This is a genomic window from Mycolicibacillus koreensis (assembly GCF_002104795.1).
Taxonomy (GTDB): domain Bacteria; phylum Actinomycetota; class Actinomycetes; order Mycobacteriales; family Mycobacteriaceae; genus Mycobacterium; species Mycobacterium koreense.
Map to the genome: position 1 here is coordinate 1 of NZ_NCXO01000046.1, position 19,455 is coordinate 19,455.

The following is a 19,455-nucleotide window of genomic DNA, read 5'->3' on the forward strand; positions in this document are numbered from 1 at the left end:
GCCGGAACCCCCGGCACCGCCGGCACCCCCGGCCGACCCCGCATCGAGCCCGTCGGCGCCGTCGGTGGCGCCGGGCACCATCCCGGCCGGGCAGAACCCGGAGCCGTTCACCGGCGAGGCGCCGTTTTTGCCGCCGTCGTTCAACCCGCTCAACGGCTCGCTGGTCGGGGTGGCCAAACCGATCATCATCAACTTCCAGCGCCCGATCGCCGATCAGGCGATGGCCGAGCAGGCCATCCACATCTCGTCGAACCCGCCGGTTCCCGGCAAGTTCTACTGGATGACGCCCAGCCAGGTGCGGTGGCGGCCGCTGGACTTCTGGCCGGCACACACCGTGGTCACCATCGACGCGGCCGGCACCAAGTCGACGTTCCGCACCGGGGACTCGCTGGTCGCCACCGCCGACGACGAGACCCACGAGATGACCATCACCCGCAACGGCGAGGTGGAGAAGGTCTTCCCGATGTCGATGGGGATGACCGCCGGCGGGCACGAAACCCCCAACGGCACCTACTACGTGCTGGAGAAGATGCCCGAGGTGGTCATGGACTCCTCGACCTACGGGGTGCCGGTCGACTCCGAGTGGGGCTACAAGCTGAAGGTCAAGGACGCGGTGCGTATCGACAACAGCGGTGGCTTCGTGCACAGCGCGCCGTGGTCGGTGGCCGACCAGGGCAAGCGCAACGTCAGCCACGGCTGCATCAACCTGTCGCCGGAGAACGCCAAGTGGTTCTTCGACAACTTCGGCAGCGGGGACCCGGTCGTGGTGAAGAACTCCGTGGGCCTGTACACCAAGAACGACGGCTCCCAGGACTGGCAGATCTGACCCGCCCGCGCCGGGGCGCACGGTCCGGACGTCAGTTCCAGATGTGCACCCGCTGCGGCGGCGGCAGATACAGCGCGTCGGTCTCGGCGACGTCGAACGCCTCGTAGAACGCGTCGATGTTGCGGATCACCCCGTTGCAGCGGAACTCCGGCGGGGAGTGCGGGTCGACGGCGAGGCGGCGGATCGCCTCGGCGTCGCGGGACTTGGTGCGCCACACCTGCGCCCAGCCGTAGAACACCCGCTGCACACCGGTGAGCCCGTCGATGACCGGGGCTTCCCGACCGCCCAACGACAACTGGTAGGCCAGTAGCGCGATCGACAGCCCGCCGAGGTCGCCGATGTTCTCCCCGACGGTGAACGCCCCGTTGACGCGGTGGTCCTGCGCGAGCCCGCGCGGGGTGTAGCCGTTGTACTGCTCGATGAGCGCGGTGGTGCGGGTGGCGAACTCGTCGCGATCGGCGTCGGTCCACCAGTCGACCAGGTTGCCGGCACCGTCGTATTTGGCGCCCTGGTCGTCGAAGCCGTGACCGATCTCGTGGCCGATCACCGCACCGATCCCCCCGTAGTTGGCGGCGTCGTCGGCGTCGGCGTCGAAGAACGGCGGCTGCAGGATCGCCGCGGGGAACACGATCTCGTTCATGCCCGGGTTGTAGTAGGCGTTGACCGTCTGCGGGGTCATGAACCATTCGTCGCGGTCGACCGGGCCGCCCAGTTTGGCCAGCTCGCGGTCGAACTCGTGGGCGTAGCCGCGCCGGTAGTTGCCGTAGAGGTCGTCGCGGGTGATGCGCAGGGCGCCGTAGTCTCGCCAACGCACCGGGTAGCCGATCTTCGGGGTGAACGCGTCGAGTTTCGCCAGGGCGCGCTCCCGGGTGTCCGGGGTCATCCAGTCCAGGTCACGGATCGACACCCGGTAGGCCTCCCGCAGATTGGCCACCAGCTCATCCATCCGGCCCTTCGCTTCCGGCGGGAAATGCCGGCGCACATACAGTTTGCCGACCGCGTCGCCGAGGAGGCGCTCCACCAGTGCGACGCCGCGCTTCCAGCGTTCGCGCAGCGCTTCGGTGCCCGACAGGGTGCGTCCGTAGAACGCGAAGTCCTCGGCCACCAGCGCGTCGGTGAGGATCCCGGCGCGGGCGTGGATCAACCGCCAGCGCGCCCACCGCTTCCAATCGGCCAGATCGGCGTCGGCCCAGGCCGCGGCGAACGCGGTGAGGTAGTCGGGCTGGCGCACCACCAGTTCGGCGACGGCCGCCGGGGTGGCGCCCAATGCCCTGACCCAGCCGTCCCAGCCGAATCCGGGTGCCTCGGCGGCCAGGTCGGTGAACCGGCGCAGGTTGTAGGTGAGGTCGGCGTCGCGGCGTTTGACCACATCCCAGTGCGCACCCGCCAGCCGGGTCTCCAGCGCCACGATCGCGGCGGCGTCGCCGGCGAAGTCCGCCGGATCCCCGCCGTAGACCAGGGCGAACATCGCGGCGATGTGCCGCGGGTAGGCCGCCAGGACCGCCGCGTGGGTGTCGTCGCGGTAGTAGGACTCGTCGGGCAGGCCGATACCGGACTGGGCCACATGCACCAGATACCGGGTGGAGTCCTTCGCGTCGGTGTCGACGTAGAGCCCGGCGCCGCCGCCCACCCCGGTGCGCTGCAGGCCTCCGAGGACGGCGGCCAACGCGTCGGCGTCGGCGGCCGCGTCGATTCCGGCCAACTCGTCGAGCAGCGGGGCCACCCCGCGGCGCGCCACCTCGGCCTCGTCGAGGAAGCTGGAGTAGAGGTCACCGATGCGCTGCGCGTCGCTGCCGTCGGGCGCCGCGGCCGCCTCCTCCAGCAGGGCCCGGACCTGCTGCTCGGCGCGGTCGAACAGCAACCGGAACGCGCCGTCGGTGGCGCGGTCGGCGGGGATCGCGTACTCGGTCAGCCAACGGCCGTTGACGTGGCCGAACAGGTCGTCCTGCGGGCGGATCCGGGAATCGGTGTGGCTCAGGTCGATGCCGGAGCGTACGGCTGCATCGGTCATCGGGCCATCCTGTCACGGCGCACGGTAGCCTCACGGCCATGTCCGACGCGGAGCCCTCCAGCGACCCCGATCCCGGCGACGACGCCGACGGGGCCGGGCCGGTCTTCTCCGGCTACGGCCTGGCCTCGGCGGTGCTGGCGGTGGTGGCGGTGACCGCGATCGCGCTCGGCGTGCTGGTCTGGTCGGGCCATCGGCGCGAGCAGACCGAGCGCCAGTACGAGTCGGAGGTGCTGGCCGTGGCCGCCGACTGGGTGGATCTGCTGGCCAACATCGACACCGACAACGTCGCGACCACCATGCAGGCGCTGCACGACGGGACGGTCGGGCCGCTGAACGCCGAGTTCGAATCCGTCATGGCGCCCTACCTGGCGGTGGTGCGGCAACTGAAGTCCCGCTCCACCGGCCGCATCGACGCGGTCGCGCTGGAGTCGCTGCACCACGACCCGGCCGAGCAGAGCGGGCGCCCGCCGCGCCCGACGTTGCCGCCGGATTTGGCCAGCCGCACCGACACCGCGCTGGTGGTGGCCACCTCGGTGGCCGACAACGCCGCGGGCGAGCAGGCGCCGGTGCGCTGGACGCTGCGCCTGGACGTCTCCGACGTCGACGGCACCCCGATGATCTCCGGCCTGGAGTTCCTGCGATGAGGCTCGCACCGACCCGCAACGGGCTGCGGGTCGCGGTGTTCGACATCGCCGCCCCCGTCGGCATCGCGGCCGGCCTGCTGGGCATCGGTGCGGTGCTGGCGTGGCCGCGCTGGTGGGTGGCGGTCTGCTCGGTGCTGCTGGTGTTGCTGGTGCAGGCGGTGGCGGTCAACGGGTGGCTGTGGCGGCGCGACGCGGTCACCGTCGGCACCGATGACGACCGGCCCGGGCTGCGCCTGGCGGTCGTCGCGGTGGCGGCGGCCGCGCTGGTCGCCGCGCTGGCGGTGGGCTACACCCGCTGGACGGTGCCCGATCGCGCCTTCACCGCCGACTCCGCGCAGGTGGTGGCGGTGGCCGCCGAGGTCGCCGAGGCCACCTCGTCGTTCTCCCCGCGCGACCCGGACGCCGCGGCGGACAAGGCGGCGGCGCTGATGGTGCCCGAACGTGCCGACCTGCTGCGCCAAGACCTCGCCACCGTCGCCGAGACGATGATCCACGACAAGGTGACCATCCGGGCGGTGACCCTGTCGGCCGGACTGGAGGCGTTGAGCGCCACGGCGGCGAGCGCGACGGTGCTGGTGTCGAGCACCCGCACCGCGGCCGGTGAGTCCCCACAGCGCCGGGTGCTGGCGTTGCGGGTGGCGTTGACGAAACTGGCCGGCGCCGACACCGCGGTGCACGACGGCTGGCGCGTGGTCGACGTGGCGCCGCTGCACACCCGGTGAGCGCTGTGGGCGCTCACCGTAGGGCGGTCAGCTCAGCCGGGCGTGCTCGACCTTGATGCAGCGGTCCATCACCACCCGCAGGCCCGCCGCGGCGGCGTCGCGGGCCACCTGGGCGTCGCGCAGTCCCGACTGCAGCCACAGGGTGCGCGGATGCGGTGTCAGCGTCAGCACCTCGGCGAGCACCGCCGGCAGCTGGTCGCGACGCCGGAACACGTCCACCAGATCCGGGATCACCGGCAGGTCGGCGAGTTTCGGATAGACCCGCACACCGTCGATCTCGGTGATCGTCGGGTTCACCAGGTAGAGCTCATAGGCCCCGGTGCCGGCCAGGTAGCGGTAGATCTCGTTGCTGGGCCGGGCCGGATTGGCCGAGGCGCCCACGATCGCGATCGTGCGGGTCTCGGCCAGGATCGTCTGCAATGTCGCCGCGTCGGTCACCGTCGGATCGGTCATTCGTCGGCGCCTCCTGCGCGTTGGGCCTTCATCTTCACGAACCGGTCGGAGAGCCGGCGGATCCGGATCATCAGCGCCGCCGACGGGCTGATCGTGGCGTCGAGGTATGAGCCCAGCTCGTCGGTGGACACCCCGATGCGGGAGGCGAACTCGTGGCGACTCAATCCGGATCGGTCGATCAACAGCTGCACGTGACGGGCGACCTCGGCGCGCTCGGTGGCCTCCAGGTGGGTGCGGGTGCGGGCCAGCACCTCGGCGAGCGCCTTGGAGATGCCGTAGGGGCGCGCCCCGTCGAGCACCTCCTCGACCTGGCGGGCGGTGCGCCCGTAGGGGTCGCGTTTGAGGGCGACGACGATGCGTTTCCACACCGAGATGTCGCCGTTCTCCAGTGCCGCGCGGATCGCGGCGGTCGGCCAGAACTCCACCGGCCGGTCGTTGAGGCCGGCGTACCCCGGCTGGGGGCTGCGCCGCCGCGGTGTCGGCGCGCTGTGCGGATCCGCCGTCACCGTCACCTCGCCTCCTCGAGCATCGCCACTGCCACCGCCAGGCAGCGCCTGCGGACATCATCCCAGTCGGGGTCGGCAGCACCGTCGCCGGTGTCGGCGTCACCGCCGTCGGCGGTGTGGAGATCGGCCGGATCGGCGACCGGGCGCGGATCGGCGAGGCGGCGCACCAGTTGGCTGGCGATCCACCGCGGCTGCGACGAGCGCGCCCGGTAGTGCGCATCGATGCCGGCCAGCGCCACCGCCGCCGCCGCCGGCTCCAGCGCGTCGACCAGGTCGGCGAACTCGACGAAGTCGCGCCGGCTGTTGCGGGTCGCCAACAGATAGCCCTTCAGGCGCACCGTCTCCGCGGCGGTGGGGATCTGCAACCGGTCACCGGTGGCCAGTTGGACGGTGGTGATCTCCACCGGGCTGATCCGGCGCAGCTGCCGGCTGACACTGTCGGACTCGGCCTGCAAGGCGTCCAACGCGATCCGCAACCGGCAGCACCACACGGTCACCGGGTGCACCGGGCGCACCGTGCGCGGCGCGGCGCGCCCGGTGATGCGTCGCGCTGTGCCCACCGAGGCCAGCGCCGGGGCGCGGTGCCCCACGGCGCCGGTGCGTTGGCAGCCGCTGAACGCCAACGGATCGGCCACCGCGACCGACTCCGGCGCCAGGTGCTGCAGTTTGGCCGACGACTTGAGCACCATCCGCAGGTCGGCGGCGGGCGCGGCCAGCGCGGAGATATCGTCGGGGATCAGCACCACATCGCCGAGATCGACCTCCGGCAGCGGCTTCTCGAAATCCACCGACGGCAGCACCCGGTCCAGCCAGTGCGGCAGCCACCAGTTCCACTTCGCGAACATCGCCATCAACGCCGGCACCAGCACCAGGCGCACCACGGTAGCGTCGATCGCGATCGCCACCGCACACGCCACCCCCAGTTGGGCGACCAGCGGCATCCCGGCGAACGCGAACCCGATGAACACCGCGATCATGATCAGCGCCGCGCTGGTGATGGTGCGCGCGCTGGTGCTCACCCCGTAGGCGACGGCGTCGCGGGTGTTCCCGCTCTCCAGAAAACGTTCCCGGATCCGGGTGAGCAGGAAGATCTCGTAGTCCATCGACAACCCGAAGGTCATCGCCAACACCAGCGGCGGGATGGTGGAGTCGATCGAGGACAGCGGTTTGAACCCCAACTGCTCCAGCCAGCCCCACTGGAACACCACCACCAGGCTGCCGTAGGCGGCGCCGACCGACAGCATCGTCATCAGCACGCCCTTGAGCGCCAGCACCACCGACTGGATCGCCAGCAGCAGCATCACGAATGCGATCAGGGCGACGAATACCAGCACCCACCCCTCGGTGGCGGCCACCCGGTCGTCGAAGTCCTTGATCAGTGCGGTCGGCCCGCCCACCGAGAGCTGGCTGGCGGCGATCCCGGCCCTCTCCGGCAACTGCTCGCGCATCCAGTCCACGCTCTGGCGTGCCGCCATGTCCTCCGGATCCACGCCGAGCACCGCCGAGATCAGCGCGCCGGCGTCGTCGTCGGAGAACACCGGCGGGGACACCGACACGACGTTGGGGGCCTGCTGCATCGCCGCGTTGAGCCTCTCGAGGGTGGCGGCGTGGCCCGGGGCGGAGGCCGCGCCGTCGGGGAAGGTGACCAGCACCCGCACCGGGCCCAGGGCGCCGGGGCCCAGCGCCTGGGCGGCGGCGGCCATCCCGCCGCGCGCCTCATGGGAGGAGTCGAACTGGCGCAGCATGCTGTTGCCCAGCGCCATCGTGAACGCCGGGGCCGTCATCAAGATCAGCAGGGTCGCCGCCGCCAGCGCCGACAGCCAGGGCCGGCGCATCACCCACCCCACCCACCGGGTCCAAAACCGCGACTCGGTGAGCTCGGGGCGCCGCGACCAGTGCAGCAGCGCGGCGCGCTGGGCGGCCCGGCGCCCGAACGTGGCCAGCACCGCCGGGGTCAGCGTCGCCGCGGTCAGCACCGCCACCGCCACCGCCAGGATCGCGCCGGTGGCCATCGACACCAGCACCGGGGTGTTGATCAGGTAGATCCCGCAGACCGAGGCGATCACGGTCAGCCCCGAGAGCACCACCGCCAGCCCGGACGTCGCCATCGCCGCGTCGACGGCCTCCTGCGGCTGCCGCCCGGCGCGCAGCTCCTCGCGGTAGCGCATGAGGATGAACAGCGAATAGTCGATCGCCAAGGCGATGCCGAACATCGAGACCGTCGAGGTGACGAACACCGACATCGTGGTGAACTCCGACAGCAGATACACCAGTCCCATCGTCACGACGACCGTGCACACCCCCAGCGCCAACGGGATCGTCGCGGCGGTCAGCGACCCGAACACCGCCAGCAACACGATCAGCACCACCGGCAGGTTCCAGCGCTCCGCTTGGGCGATGTCCTGTTTGGTCTTGTCGGCGGCGGCGGCGCCGAGGGCCCCCTGCCCGATGACGTAGAGGCGCACCTGGCCGTTGTCGGTGCGGCCGGGCTCCTCGCCGTCCACCCCGATGCGTTGGCGCAGCTGCCGGGCGGTGTCGACCGCCCCGGTGTTGTCGAAGTCGAGTTGCAGGATCACCACATAGGGGCGGTCCGGCCGGGGATCGGGCTGGGTCGGATCGGGCACCACCGAGACGGCGGGCACCGCGGCGGCGGCGCGCTGCAACTCGGAGACCGCGTCGGCCATGTCCTCATAGCTGGCCCCGGAGCGCGGCGCGGCGACCAACGCCAGCGGTGAGGCGCCCTCGGTGGGGAAGTGCTCCTCGAGCCGGTGTTGAACGTACAGCGACTGCGACCCGGAAACCTCGAAACCGCCCCCGGTGAGCTGCCCGGACTGGGTCAACGCCAGGTACACCGCGGGCAGCAGGGCCAGAAGCCATCCGGTGAACACCAGCCACCGGAACCTGCGCAGGTTGCGGCTGAGGTGCATCATCAACTGCTGAATCTTCGGTCTCCCGTATCCGCGCACGCCTTGTGGCCGTCAACCTACCGCGACATGGTAGGCTTCCCGTTCTCGATTCGGGGGCAGATCGAACCACTCGCCCCCATTGTGGTGGGCGGCCTCGGTGCGCGTCCACACCGGCCCCACTGACTGTGGAATGAGTCTCATCGAGCGCGCGGAATTCGTTGGTCCGCTCGGCGGGTGGCACACTTGGGCGTGGGTCGTGAAGTTAAAGGAGCTATCTATGGCTAGGGCCACGTTTGAGGCCATGTTCGGTGCCGCGTTTGGGGCCACCTCGAAGGTCGGCGTGGCGGTGGCCGCGGCCGCCCTCGGCGGTGCGTTGAGCGTGCTGGGCGCCCCGACCGCCGTCGCCAAACCCGACCCGTGCGCGGCGAGCAGCGTCGCCAAGACCGTCAGCTCGGTCTCGGACAAGACCGGCGAGTACCTGGAGAAGAACCCCGAAACCGACCGGGTGTTGAGCCAGGCGCTCAAGGAGCAGGCCGGCCCGCAGACCCTGATGGGACTCAAGAGCTACTTCGACGCCAACCCGAAGGTCGGCAACGACCTGCGCGAGATCAGTGCCCCGCTGACCGACCTCACCACCAAGTGCGAGCTGCCGATCTCGCTGCCGCAGATGCTGGGGTTGTTGCAGAACGTGCAGAACCAGGGCGGGCTGCCCGGGCAGTTGCCCGCACAGCTGCCCAACCCGGCCGACGTGCTCGGCAAGACCGGTCGGCTGCCCGGCCCGGCCGGCGTGGTGAACAACACCGGCGAGCTGCCCGCCGCGGTGGACGCCACCACCCACTGACCTGCGCGGTCAGCGGCGGGCCACCCGCGCGATCACGCGCCACCCCACCAGCAGCACCGCGGTGCTCACCGTGGCCACCACCCAGAACGCTGCGGCGGTGCCCTGCCCGGTGAGCGCGCGCAGCGCCATACCCACCGGCACGGTCGGCGCCCAGATGATCAGCCCGGTCGGCACCGTCGTCGGGCGACGCCAGCCGCGGGCCAGCAGCCACCCGATCAGCGTCCCGGTCAGAAACGGCCACGCGGTACCGGCCACCCCGGCCGCAGTGAGCGACTCCTCGTGGCTGCGGCGCCCCGCCGCGGCGAAGAGCAGCACCGCGGCGGTATCGAGCCCGGCGGCCAGTGGCCAGGGCAGTGCGCCGCGGGGTGCGGGGGTGTCGGGGTTCACCGGGTGCTCACCTTCTCTGCGTTTTCTCGCGCTTCACGGTCCCTCGGGGCCGGCGTTCGCGCTTTCTGACCCCACTAGCTGATCACATCGCCCGAGCGGATGCCGTCGAGCGTGTCGAGCCGCACGTTTGCGTGCGTTTTCAGCGCCGTAGAACGCACGCAAACGTGCGGCTGGACGAGCCGGGGCGCCGACGGGAGGCGCGGCCGGCGCGCCGGCTGTCCACCGACAGCGACACGGCCGTCAGCGGCCCGCATCGGCGACCGGTTTCCTGCCGCTGTCGCACCGCGGCGGCGGCTACGCTACAGCGATGACCCTTCCCCACGACGATCCGGCCGACGCCGCGGTGCACCCGCTGGTCCGCAAGGGCGCCGCCTGGGCGTGGCGGCTGCTGATCCTGCTGGCCGCGCTGGTGGCGCTGTTGTGGGTGATGAAGAGCCTCGAGGTCATCTTCGTGTCGGTGGCGGTGGCGTTGATGCTCTCGGCGCTGCTGCTGCCCGGCGTCGACTGGCTCGACCGGCACGGGGTGCACCGCGGGCTGGCGGTGTTCCTGCTGCTGTTGTCCGGGCTGGCGGCGATCGGGGGGATCCTGTCGTTCGTCGTCAGCCAGTTCGTCGAGGGGGTGCCCGGGCTGGTCACCCAGGTCACCCAGGTCGTCGACTCCAGTCGGGCCTGGCTGGTGCAGGGCCCGCTGCATCTGAGTGCCGAGCAGATGGATCACCTCCGCGACAGCGTCACCCGGATGCTGCAGACCAACCAGGCGGCGTTGACCAGCGGGGCGCTGTCGACCGCGGGCACCCTCACCGAGATCGTCACCGGCATGTTCGTGGTGCTGTTCACGATGATCTTCTTCCTCTACGGGGGCCGCAACATCTGGCAGTTCGTGGTGCGCATCTTCCCCACCGAGGTGCGCGAGAAGGTCCACACCGCCGGCATCGCCGGGTTCCGCTCGCTGATCGGCTACACCCGCGCGACGTTCGTGGTGGCGCTCGTCGACGCGATCGGCATCGGCACCGGACTGGCGATCCTCGGGGTGCCGTTGGCGTTGCCGCTGGCCTCCCTGGTGTTCCTCGGGGCGTTCATCCCGTTGGTCGGTGCGGTGCTCACCGGGTTCTTGGCGGTCATCATCGCGCTGATCGCCAAGGGCTGGCTGGTCGGGATGATCGCGTTCCTCGTGGTCATCGGCGTCAACCAGCTCGAGTCGCACGTGCTGCAGCCGCTGGTGATGGGCCGGGCGGTCTCCATTCACCCGCTGGCGGTGGTGCTGGGCATCTCCGCCGGCGCGGTGCTGGCCGGGATCGTCGGCGCGCTGCTGGCGGTGCCGGCGATCGCGTTCCTCGACCGGGCGGTGCGGGTGCTGATCGCCCCCACCGAGGAGGACGCCGAGGAGGTGGCCGCCGCGGCCGACGGCGAGGAGCCGGTGCGGATCAGCGCCCGCCCCGACCGCGTCGACTGAGTCAGAACCGGCCCTCGCGGCGCAGCAGATCCTGCGCGCTGACCCCGTCGCCGTGGCGCTGCCGGCCCTTGGGCCGCCCGCCCCGGCCGGGCAGTTTCTCCGTCGGCGGCGAGTCGGCCTCGCCGGTGTCCTTCGGCGGTTTGGGCAGGGCGGTCGTGGCCGCGTCGGTGTCGCCGGGGCGCCCGGAGCCGCCGCGCGGGGTGGGGATGGCCTCGGTCCGGCCCGCCGGGTCGCTGGGCTGCGACGGGGGCGGCGGCGTGGGCCGCTGCGGTGTGCCGCGCAACTCACCGAGCCAGGACTCCAGGTCCCGGTCCGAGCGCGACGCCGGGGACTCCGACGGCGGCGGCGGGCTGGTCCGCGCCGGACGCTCCGGCGGTGCCGCCGGGGGCGCGCTGCGCGTCATCCGGGTGGTCGGCGGGGTGTCCGCACCGCCCAGACGGGTGGTCGGCGGGGTGGGATCCGGTTTGCCCGGGCCGCGCCCGGAGCCGGGAGTGGGCCGGGTCGGATCGTGCGGGGTCTTCGTCGGGCTCCCCGTCGGGCTCCCTGTCGGGCTGGCTGTCGCCGCGCCCGAGCCCGACGGCAGGGCCGCCATCGCCGAGCGGGGCCGCACGGCCGGACGCTTGCGCTCATCGGGCAGGTGGATCTCGCCGAGCCCGATACGGTTCTGCAGCCGCTTCATCCAGCGCGGCGCCCACCAGCAGTCGTCGCCGAGCAGCTTCATCACCGACGGCACCAGGAACATCCGCACCACGGTCGCGTCCAGCAGCAGCGCCGCCATCAGCCCGAACGCCAGGTACTTCATCATCACCAGATCGGAGAAGACGAACGAGCCGGCGACCACGGCCAGCACCAGGGCGGCGGCGGTGATCAACCGCCCGGTGGTGGCGGTGCCGATGCGGATCGACTCGGTGGTCGACATCCCCGATTCTCGGGCCTCCACCATGCGGGAGACCAGGAACACCTCGTAGTCGGTGGCCAGCCCGTAGCCGACCGCCACGACCAACGCGATGATCACCACCATCAGCGGGGTGGGGGTGAAGTTCAGCACCCCGGCGAAGTGCCCGTCGACGAAGATCCACGTCAAGATCCCCATGGTGGAGCCCAACGTGAGCACGCTCATCACCGCGGCCTTGATCGGCAGCACCAGGGAGCCGAACGCCAGGAACATCAACAGCATGGTGGTGGTGATCAGCACCACCAGCATCAGCGGCGCCTTCGCGATCAGGCTATGGATGGAGTCCTGCTCCAGCGCCGGGGTGCCGCCGACCAGCACCTGCAGCCCCTTGGGTGGGGTGATCGCGCGGAGCTCCTTGAGTTTGGTGGCGGCGTCGTCGCGGTTCTCCAGCCCGCTTTGGATGACCCGCACCGAATCGTCCTCGGGGTGCCCGTCCACGCAGGGGCCGTCGGCGACCTCCGGGCAGGGCCGTTCCTCCCAGTGCTCGTCGGTGAACCCGGGGATCGCGGCGGCCTTGCTGCGGATGTCGTTGACCTGCGCATCGGTCACCTTGGCGCCGTCGGTGCTCTTGATCACCAGCGTCAACTGCTCGGTGCGATAGCCGGGGAACAGGTGGTCGAAGTCCTCCTGGGCCACCCGCGCGGGGTTGTCCGGCGGCAGGTACTTCTCGCTCATCCCGCCCAGTGACAGCTTGCCCAGCGGAATGATCAGCAGGATCATCCCGATCACGATCGGGATCGCGAAGATCAGGGGCCGTTTCATCACGAAGTTGGTCAGCCGGCCCCAGAACCCGGCCTCCACCTCTTCGCGGGTCTTGGTCTTCTGGGTCTTCTCGACGAACCAGTCGACGATGCGGCGCAAGAACGGGGTGTCGCGCAGCAGCGGGATGCGCAACAGGGTGCGCACGCCCAGCGCGTCGACGTGAGTGCCCAGCACCCCGAGGATCGCCGGCAGCAGCGTGATCGACAGCAGCGCGGCCAGCGACACCGCGGCGATCAGCGCGTAGGTCAGTGATTTCACGAAGCCCTGCGGCAACAACAGCAGGCTGGCGCCGGAGGCGATGATGAGCACCGCGGAGAACACCACGGTGCGGCCCGCGGTGATCACGGTGCGTCGCACCGCCGCCTCGGTGTCGTAGCCCTCCGCGATCTCCTCACGGAATCGGCTCACCACGAACAACCCGTAGTCCACCGCGATGCCCAGCCCGATCAGCGACACCACCGGTTGGGCGAAGAAATGCACCGGTCCGAACATCGCGACCAGGCGCAGGATCCCGGTCGCCCCGGCGATCGACAGCCCGCCGACCAGCACCGGCAGCACCGCGGCGACCACCCCACCGAACACGAAGAACAGCACCACCGCGACCAGCGGCAGCGCCAGCACCTCCATGCGGCGCTGGTCGGTGGCGATGGTGCCGGTCAACGCGTCGGCGATCGGCTGCAACCCGGCCAACTCGACGTGGCCGTCGTTGAGTTTCGCCAGGTCGGGGGCGACCCCGCCGGTGTCGGCGCGGTAGTTGTTCAAAATCGCGTCGTCGTCGTCGCCCTTGAGCGGGATCGACACGAACGTGTGTTTGCGGTCCTCGGTGGCCATCCCCTTGATCAGGGGAATGTCGCTGGTGGGGGCGCGCAGCCAACCGGCCCAGCCCATCACCTGGTCGGGATGGTCGTCGACGAACGTGTTCAGTTCGTCGACCATCGTCTTCTGCCACGCCTTGTCGTCGACGGTTTTGTCGCCCGGCGGGGTGAACACCGCCACCACGTGGCTGGTGCGGTCGCGTCCGTAGGTGTCGTCACCGAGCACCGAGGCCTGCACCGATTCGCTGCCGTCGTCGTAGAACCCGCTCTGGGTGACGTGGTCGCCCAGGCTCATCCCGAAGACACCGCCGCCGACGCAGACCGCGATCATGGTCCCGATCACGATGAACCGGTAGCGATAGACGATTCGTCCCCACCAGGCGAACACCTAAACTCCTTGCTGATTCTGCGCCGACTCGCGCCACGGGCGCGTCGAACTTCTCCGGGTTTCCAGTTGTTACACCCGCGAGGTCAGGAGCGAGGTCAACGGCCGGAACGGCTGCAACCACGCGCCCTGCTCCGGTAGCGAATCCAGTCCGATCCGCGGCAGCGGCTCCCGGAAGACGCCGGCGATGTCTTCCAGGTCGACGAACTCCAAGGTATCCGAGGCTAGCGCCCAACTCGCATGTTCGCGAAATCCCAGCACTTCGACGGGGGTGCCGGTGGCGGCGATCTCCTCCAGCGGGGCGCGGAACGCCTGCCCGTCCGCGGAGGCCACCACCAAAGCGGCCAAGCCCTCCTCGGCGCGCACCGCGATGTGCGCGAGCATGTCGGCGTCGACGTCGCTGTCCTCGTCGAGCTTGGGTTTGGCGAACACCGCGTACCCGACGTTGCGCAGCGCCTCCACCCAGGGCCGCACCACGTCGGCGGTGCCGGGGGCGATATTGGTGAACACCGTGGCCTCCGGCTCCACCACCTCGCCGGGCGTCCGGGCGGCGGCATCGGCGGTGCGGGCCAGCAGCCACCGGCCCAGGGCGTCGAAGCGGGGCCGCTCCACCGCGGTGGGCCGGCGGCCCAGGATCGACCCCAGGCCCATGTCGAGGTTGGGGGCGTCCCAGACCAGCAGTACCCGGCGCGGGGCGGGGTCGGCGGCCCGGGCCGCCGCGGTGTCGTCGGTCACGATTGCCGTTTCTCCCAGATCAAGTCGGTGACGGCGCGCTCCGCGTCGTGGGCTTTGCCTTCGTATTTGGTGGTGGGCCGGTGCACCGAGATCGGCAGCGACACCGGAGACACCCGGGCCTCGACGCGGCGCAGCCGCGGCTCGGCGTCGCCGACCTCGGCGATCTGTTCGGCGTAGCCGACGTGGTCGGTGGCGGCGTGCAGCACCCCGCCGGGGCGCAGCCGGTCGGCGATCAGCCCCACCACCGGCGGCTGCAGCAGCCGGCGCTTGTGGTGGCGGGCCTTGGGCCACGGGTCGGGGAAGAACACCCGCACCCCGGTCAGCGACTCGGTGGTGAGCAGGTCGTGCAGCACCGTGACCGCGTCCCCGCGGATCAGCCGGATGTTGGTGACGCCGGTCCGGTCGATGCCGCTGAGCAGCTGCGCCAGCCCGCGGCGGTAGACCTCCACCGCCAGCACATCGACGTCGGGTTCGGCCTGGGCCATCGCCAGGGTGGCGCTGCCCGTTCCGCAGCCGATCTCCAGCACCCGCGGCGCCTCCCGGTGAAACCAGCCGGTCAGATCCAGCGGGCCGGCCGGGGTGTCCGGGGTATCCGGGGAGTTTGTGGCGGCGGCAACCTCGGTGCCCAGCTCGTCCCAGCGGCGCTCCCATACCCGCCGCTGCGCCTCGGAGAGCGCCGAGCGGCGGGACCGGAAGCTGGTGGTGCGCGGAAACAGGCCGCCACCGCCGGCGGGCGGCGCTGGCGGCTCGGGCGCCGGATCCACCTCGTTACGCGCGTGCACCCGTCCATGGTGGCCCATCAACGGCGCGTCCCCCAGCCCCGAGGCACCGATTGATACCCAACAGTTGCCTGCCGCGCGGTCGGCACCCGCCCGCCGCGGCCGGATCGGCCAGGTCACGATAACCTCTATTAAAGGGTTATTAAGGACCGCCGGAAAATCGGAACACGCATATCCGAAACAAGCGGAACGGATACACAGGAGAGCTCCATGACTTCAGCGACCATCCCCGGGTTGGACAACGCGCCCACCACGCACCAGGGCCTGCTCGCGTGGGTGCAGGAGGTCGCCGAGCTCACCCAGCCGGACCGGGTCGCGTTCGCGGACGGCTCCGACGAGGAGTTCCGCCGCCTCGCCGAGCAGCTGGTGGAGGCCGGCACGTTCCGTCGTCTCAACCAGGAACGCAAGCCCAACTCCTACCTGGCGCTGTCGGACCCCTCGGATGTAGCCCGGGTGGAGTCGCGCACCTACATCTGTTCCGAGCGGGAGATCGATGCCGGACCCACCAACAACTGGATGGACCCGGCCGAGATGCGCTCGACGTTGACCGAGCTGTACCGGGGCTGCATGCGCGGACGCACCATGTGGGTGGTGCCGTTCTGCATGGGCCCGCTCGGTGCCGAGGACCCCAAGCTGGGGGTGGAGATCACCGACTCCGAGTACGTCGTGGTGTCGATGAAGATCATGACCCGGATGGGCACCGCCGCGCTGGACAAGCTCGGCGACGACGGGTTCTTCGTCAAGGCGCTGCACTCGGTGGGCGCCCCGCTGGAGCCGGGCCAAAAAGACGTGCCGTGGCCGTGCAACGACACCAAATACATCACCCACTTCCCGGAGACCCGCGAGATCTGGAGCTTCGGCTCCGGCTACGGCGGCAACGCGCTGCTGGGCAAGAAGTGCTACTCGCTGCGGATCGCCTCGGCGATGGCCCGCGACGAGGGCTGGCTGGCCGAGCACATGCTGATCTTGAAACTGATCTCCCCGGAGAACAAGTCCTACTACGTCGCGGCGGCGTTCCCGTCGGCGTGCGGCAAGACCAACCTGGCGATGATCCAGCCCACCATCCCCGGCTGGCGTGCCGAGACCCTCGGCGACGACATCGCCTGGATGCGGTTCGGTGACGACGGGCGGCTCTACGCGGTGAACCCCGAGTTCGGGTTCTTCGGGGTCGCCCCGGGCACCAACTGGGATTCCAACCCCAACGCGATGCACACCATTGAGGGCGGCAACACCGTGTTCACCAACGTCGCCTACACCGACGACGGTGACGTCTGGTGGGAGGGCCTGGAGAACGACCCCGAGCACCTGATCGACTGGAAGGGGCAGGACTGGCTGCTCGGCGAGACCGAGACCAAGGCCGCCCACCCCAACTCGCGCTACTGCACCCCGATGTCGCAGTGCCCGATCCTGGCGCCGGAGTGGGACAACCCGGCCGGCGTGCCGATCTCGGCGATCCTGTTCGGCGGACGGCGCAAGACCACGGTCCCGCTGGTGACCGAGGCCCGCGACTGGCAGCACGGGGTGTTCATCGGAGCCACCCTCGGCAGCGAGCAGACCGCCGCCGCCGAGGGCAAGGTCGGCACCGTGCGTCGCGACCCGATGGCGATGCTGCCGTTCTGCGGCTACAACGTCGGGGACTACTTCGCGCACTGGATCAACCTGGGCAAGAACGCCGACGCGACCAAGATGCCGAAGGTCTTCTTCGTCAACTGGTTCCGCCGCGGCGACGACGGCCGGTTCCTGTGGCCGGGATTCGGGGAGAACTCCCGGGTCCTCAAATGGATCATCGAGCGGGTCGAGGGCCGCGGCGCGGGGAGCAGCACCGCGATCGGCACCGTGCCCAGCGCCAACGACCTGGACCTGTCCGGTATGGAGATCGACCCGGCGGACGTCGACGCCGCACTGGCGGTGCACGCCGACGAGTGGCGCGACGAACTGCCGCTGATCGAGGAGTGGTTCTCCTTCGTCGGCGACCGGCTGCCGTCGGGCATCCGCGACGAGTTCGAGGCGCTCAAACAGCGCCTCGGATAGCCGGTTCGCCGCCCGGCGCGGTTCAGATCCCGCCGCGGGCCACCAACTGGGCGGCGATGACGTTGCGCTGGATCTCGTTGGTGCCCTCGCCGACGATCATCAGCGGGGCGTCGCGGAAGTAGCGTTCCACGTCGAACTCGGTGGAGTAGCCGTAGCCGCCGTGGATGCGCACCGCGTTGAGCGCGATCTCCATCGCGGTCTCGGAGGCGAACAGTTTGGCCATCCCGGCCTCCATGTCGGCGCGCTCGCCGCTGTCGTAGCGCTGCGCGGCGTAACGGGTGAGCTGGCGGGCTGCGGTGAGTTTGGTGGCCATGTCGGCCAGGTGGTGCCCGATGGCCTGGTGGCGCCAGATCGGCTGACCGAAACTCTCCCGCTGCTGGGCGTAGGCCAGTGCGTCGGTCAACGCGGCGGTGGCGACCCCCAACGCGCGCGCGGCCACCTGGATGCGCCCGGTCTCCAGGCCCTTCATCATCTGCGCGAAGCCCGCCCCGGGCCGCCCGCCGAGGACCGCCGCGGCCGGCACCCGGGCATCCTGGAAGTGCAGCTCACACGACTCCACGCCCTTGTAGCCGAGTTTGGGTAGATCCCGCGACACGCTGAGACCGGGATGCGGGTTGTCCACCAGCACCACCGAGATCCCACGGTGGCGGGGCCGGGCGGCCGGATCGGTCTTGGCCAGCAGCGCGATCAGCCCGCTGCGCCGCGCATTGGAGATCCAGGTCTTGGTCCCGGAGACCACCAACGCGTCACCGTCGGGCAGCGCGGTCGTGGTGATGCTCTGCAGGTCGCTGCCGCCGCCGGGCTCGGTCAACGCCATCGTCGCGCGCACCTGCCCGGTGGCCAGCGCCGGCAGGTACGTGCGTTTCTGCTCCTCGGTGCCGAACAGGGTGAGCAGCTTGGCGACCACCGTGTGCCCGCCCATCGCCCCGGCCAGGCTCATCCACCCGCGAGCCAGTTCCTGGGTGACCAGCGCGTAGCACCACGTCGACACCGGGGTGCCGCCGTAGGCCTCCGGCACCGCCAGCCCGAAGATGCCGAGCCGCTTCATCTGCTCGATCCACTCGTGCGGATAGGTGTTGGCGTGTTCGAGTTCGCGCACACCTGGTTTGACGTCGCGGTCGATGAACCGCCGGACGGTCTCGACCAGCAGGGTCTCCTCGGCGCCGAGCTGCGTACCGGTGGGCTCCATGTGTGTTCCTTCAGCGTGTGTCAGGATCGGTACCGCCCATAGTGACCCAGGTGGAGACCCGATGACCGCGATACCCGACGCACCCTACTTCGAGGATCTGGCGGTCGGGCAGGTGTTCGACACCGCGCCGGCTCTGACCCTCACCCCGGGGATCGCCGCGGTGCACCAGTCGATCGTCGGCGACCGGCTGCGGCTGGCGCTCGACGCCGACCTGGCCTGGGCGGTGACCGGCGTGCGCGCTGCCATGGCGCATCCGGCGCTGGTGTGCAACATCGCGATCGGGCAGTCGACGCTGGTCACCCAGCGGGTCAAGGCCAACCTGTTCTACCGGGGGCTGGTGTTCCACCGCTTCCCGGTGCTCGGCGACACCCTGCGCACCCGCACCGAAGTGGTGGGGTTGCGCGCCAACTCGGTCAAGCCCGGTCGCGCCCCGACCGGGCTCGCGGCGCTGCGGGTGACCACCGCCGACCAAGAAGACCGGGTGGTGCTCGACTTCTACCGGTGCGCGATGCTGCCGCTGCGCCCCGACGCCCGCAGTGACGCCGGCGACGACCTGGCGGCCATCGGTGACGACGTCGCGCCCCCGCCGCGCGATCCGACCGGACACTGGGACGCGCAGGCTTTCCGGCAGTGGGTCGGGTCGAGTGCCGCCGCACAGGTGCGGGTGGGCGCGGTGCTACCCAGCAGTGCCGACGTGGTCAGCTCCGCGCCCGAATTGGCTCGATTGACGCTGAATATCGCTGCCACCCATCATGATCGCCGCGTCGGCGGACAGCGGCTCGTCTACGGCGGGCACACCATCGCGCTCGCGTTGGCGCAGGCCACCCGGCTGCTTCCGGACCTGGCGACGGTGCTGGGGTGGCAGTCCTGCGAGCACACCGCACCGGTGTACGAGGGGGACACCCTCTACAGCGAACTTCACATCGAGGGTGTGGAAGCGGCCCGCCGGGGCGCGGTGCTGCGGTTGCGGTCGCAGGTGTACGCCGCCGGCGCCACCGCCGGAGACGACGATCGGCAGGTGCTGGATTGGCGGTTCAGCGCACTGCAGTTCTGAA

General features: G+C 70.6%; 16 protein-coding genes. 7 read left to right on the top strand and 9 right to left on the bottom strand.

Features of this window, described 5'->3' with window-relative positions; translation table 11 throughout:
- Window positions 1–826: L,D-transpeptidase (locus B8W67_RS16510; RefSeq protein ID WP_109561808.1), on the top strand; the 826-nt coding region annotated here is incomplete at its 5' end.
- Between the two features lie 31 nt (window positions 827–857).
- Here the strand turns inward: B8W67_RS16510 and B8W67_RS16515 are convergent.
- Window positions 858–2,837: a M13 family metallopeptidase gene (locus tag B8W67_RS16515; RefSeq protein WP_085305066.1), complete on the bottom strand. Its 1,980-nt coding sequence runs from the start codon at window positions 2,835–2,837 to the stop codon at window positions 858–860.
- Between the two features lie 38 nt (window positions 2,838–2,875).
- Here B8W67_RS16515 and B8W67_RS16520 point away from each other — a divergent pair, with 38 nt between their 5' ends.
- The gene (locus B8W67_RS16520) at window positions 2,876–3,481 is read left to right on the top strand and encodes an Rv1363c family protein (protein ID WP_085305068.1); all 606 of its coding nucleotides are present in this window, start codon (window positions 2,876–2,878) and stop codon (window positions 3,479–3,481) included.
- Complete coding sequence (locus tag B8W67_RS16525; RefSeq protein WP_085305071.1) at window positions 3,478–4,203, top strand: hypothetical protein; 726 nt, start codon at window positions 3,478–3,480, stop codon at window positions 4,201–4,203. Before B8W67_RS16520 ends, B8W67_RS16525 begins: the two co-directional genes overlap by 4 nt.
- A gap of 27 nt (window positions 4,204–4,230) precedes the next feature.
- Here the strand turns inward: B8W67_RS16525 and B8W67_RS16530 are convergent, their stop codons facing one another.
- The 3 genes from B8W67_RS16530 to B8W67_RS16540 are packed head-to-tail and all read right to left on the bottom strand — an operon-like array spanning window position 4,231 to window position 8,092.
- Window positions 4,231–4,656: a CoA-binding protein gene (locus B8W67_RS16530; protein ID WP_085305073.1), complete on the bottom strand. Its 426-nt coding sequence runs from the start codon at window positions 4,654–4,656 to the stop codon at window positions 4,231–4,233.
- On the bottom strand, window positions 4,653–5,168 hold the full coding sequence (locus B8W67_RS16535; protein WP_069393626.1) for a hypothetical protein: 516 nt from the start codon (window positions 5,166–5,168) through the stop codon (window positions 4,653–4,655). Before B8W67_RS16535 ends, B8W67_RS16530 begins: the two co-directional genes overlap by 4 nt.
- A complete protein-coding gene (locus tag B8W67_RS16540) occupies window positions 5,165–8,092 on the bottom strand; it encodes an MMPL family transporter (protein WP_085305084.1) in 2,928 nt (975 codons plus the stop codon). Before B8W67_RS16540 ends, B8W67_RS16535 begins: the two co-directional genes overlap by 4 nt.
- 253 nt (window positions 8,093–8,345) lie before the next feature.
- On the opposite strand from B8W67_RS16540, the gene B8W67_RS16545 reads away from it, so the two are divergent.
- Complete coding sequence (locus B8W67_RS16545) at window positions 8,346–8,909, top strand: hemophore (RefSeq protein WP_163797219.1); 564 nt, start codon at window positions 8,346–8,348, stop codon at window positions 8,907–8,909.
- A 9-nt stretch (window positions 8,910–8,918) separates the two neighbouring features.
- On the opposite strand, the gene B8W67_RS16550 is transcribed toward B8W67_RS16545, so the two are convergent.
- Window positions 8,919–9,296: a DUF3054 domain-containing protein gene (locus B8W67_RS16550; protein WP_372507466.1), complete on the bottom strand. Its 378-nt coding sequence runs from the start codon at window positions 9,294–9,296 to the stop codon at window positions 8,919–8,921.
- A 307-nt stretch (window positions 9,297–9,603) separates the two neighbouring features.
- Between B8W67_RS16550 and B8W67_RS16555 the strand changes: the two genes are divergently transcribed.
- Window positions 9,604–10,749, top strand: a complete 1,146-nt coding sequence (locus B8W67_RS16555) for an AI-2E family transporter (protein ID WP_085305086.1) — start codon at window positions 9,604–9,606, stop codon at window positions 10,747–10,749.
- 1 nt (window position 10,750) lies between these two features.
- On the opposite strand, the gene mmpL3 is transcribed toward B8W67_RS16555, so the two are convergent.
- From mmpL3 to trmB, 3 genes are all read right to left on the bottom strand, one after another.
- A complete protein-coding gene (gene mmpL3 / locus B8W67_RS16560) occupies window positions 10,751–13,669 on the bottom strand; it encodes a trehalose monomycolate exporter MmpL3 (protein ID WP_109561809.1) in 2,919 nt (972 codons plus the stop codon).
- Window positions 13,670–13,738: 69 nt separating this feature from the next.
- Complete coding sequence (locus B8W67_RS16565; protein ID WP_308213942.1) at window positions 13,739–14,401, bottom strand: NYN domain-containing protein; 663 nt, start codon at window positions 14,399–14,401, stop codon at window positions 13,739–13,741.
- On the bottom strand, window positions 14,398–15,201 hold the full coding sequence (gene trmB, locus B8W67_RS16570; RefSeq protein WP_085305109.1) for a tRNA (guanosine(46)-N7)-methyltransferase TrmB: 804 nt from the start codon (window positions 15,199–15,201) through the stop codon (window positions 14,398–14,400). The genes B8W67_RS16565 and trmB overlap by 4 nt, the downstream gene beginning before the upstream one ends.
- A 189-nt stretch (window positions 15,202–15,390) precedes the next feature.
- On the opposite strand from trmB, the gene B8W67_RS16575 reads away from it, so the two are divergent.
- Window positions 15,391–17,211, top strand: a complete 1,821-nt coding sequence (locus B8W67_RS16575; RefSeq protein WP_085305088.1) for a phosphoenolpyruvate carboxykinase (GTP) — start codon at window positions 15,391–15,393, stop codon at window positions 17,209–17,211.
- A gap of 22 nt (window positions 17,212–17,233) precedes the next feature.
- Here B8W67_RS16575 and B8W67_RS16580 read toward each other — a convergent pair whose 3' ends face one another.
- Window positions 17,234–18,400 (bottom strand): acyl-CoA dehydrogenase family protein, encoded by a 1,167-nt coding sequence (locus B8W67_RS16580; protein ID WP_085305090.1) that lies wholly within the window; start codon window positions 18,398–18,400, stop codon window positions 17,234–17,236.
- A gap of 61 nt (window positions 18,401–18,461) precedes the next feature.
- On the opposite strand from B8W67_RS16580, the gene B8W67_RS16585 reads away from it, so the two are divergent.
- Window positions 18,462–19,454, top strand: a complete 993-nt coding sequence (locus B8W67_RS16585) for a MaoC family dehydratase (protein WP_069393633.1) — start codon at window positions 18,462–18,464, stop codon at window positions 19,452–19,454.
- Window position 19,455 lies beyond the last annotated feature (1 nt).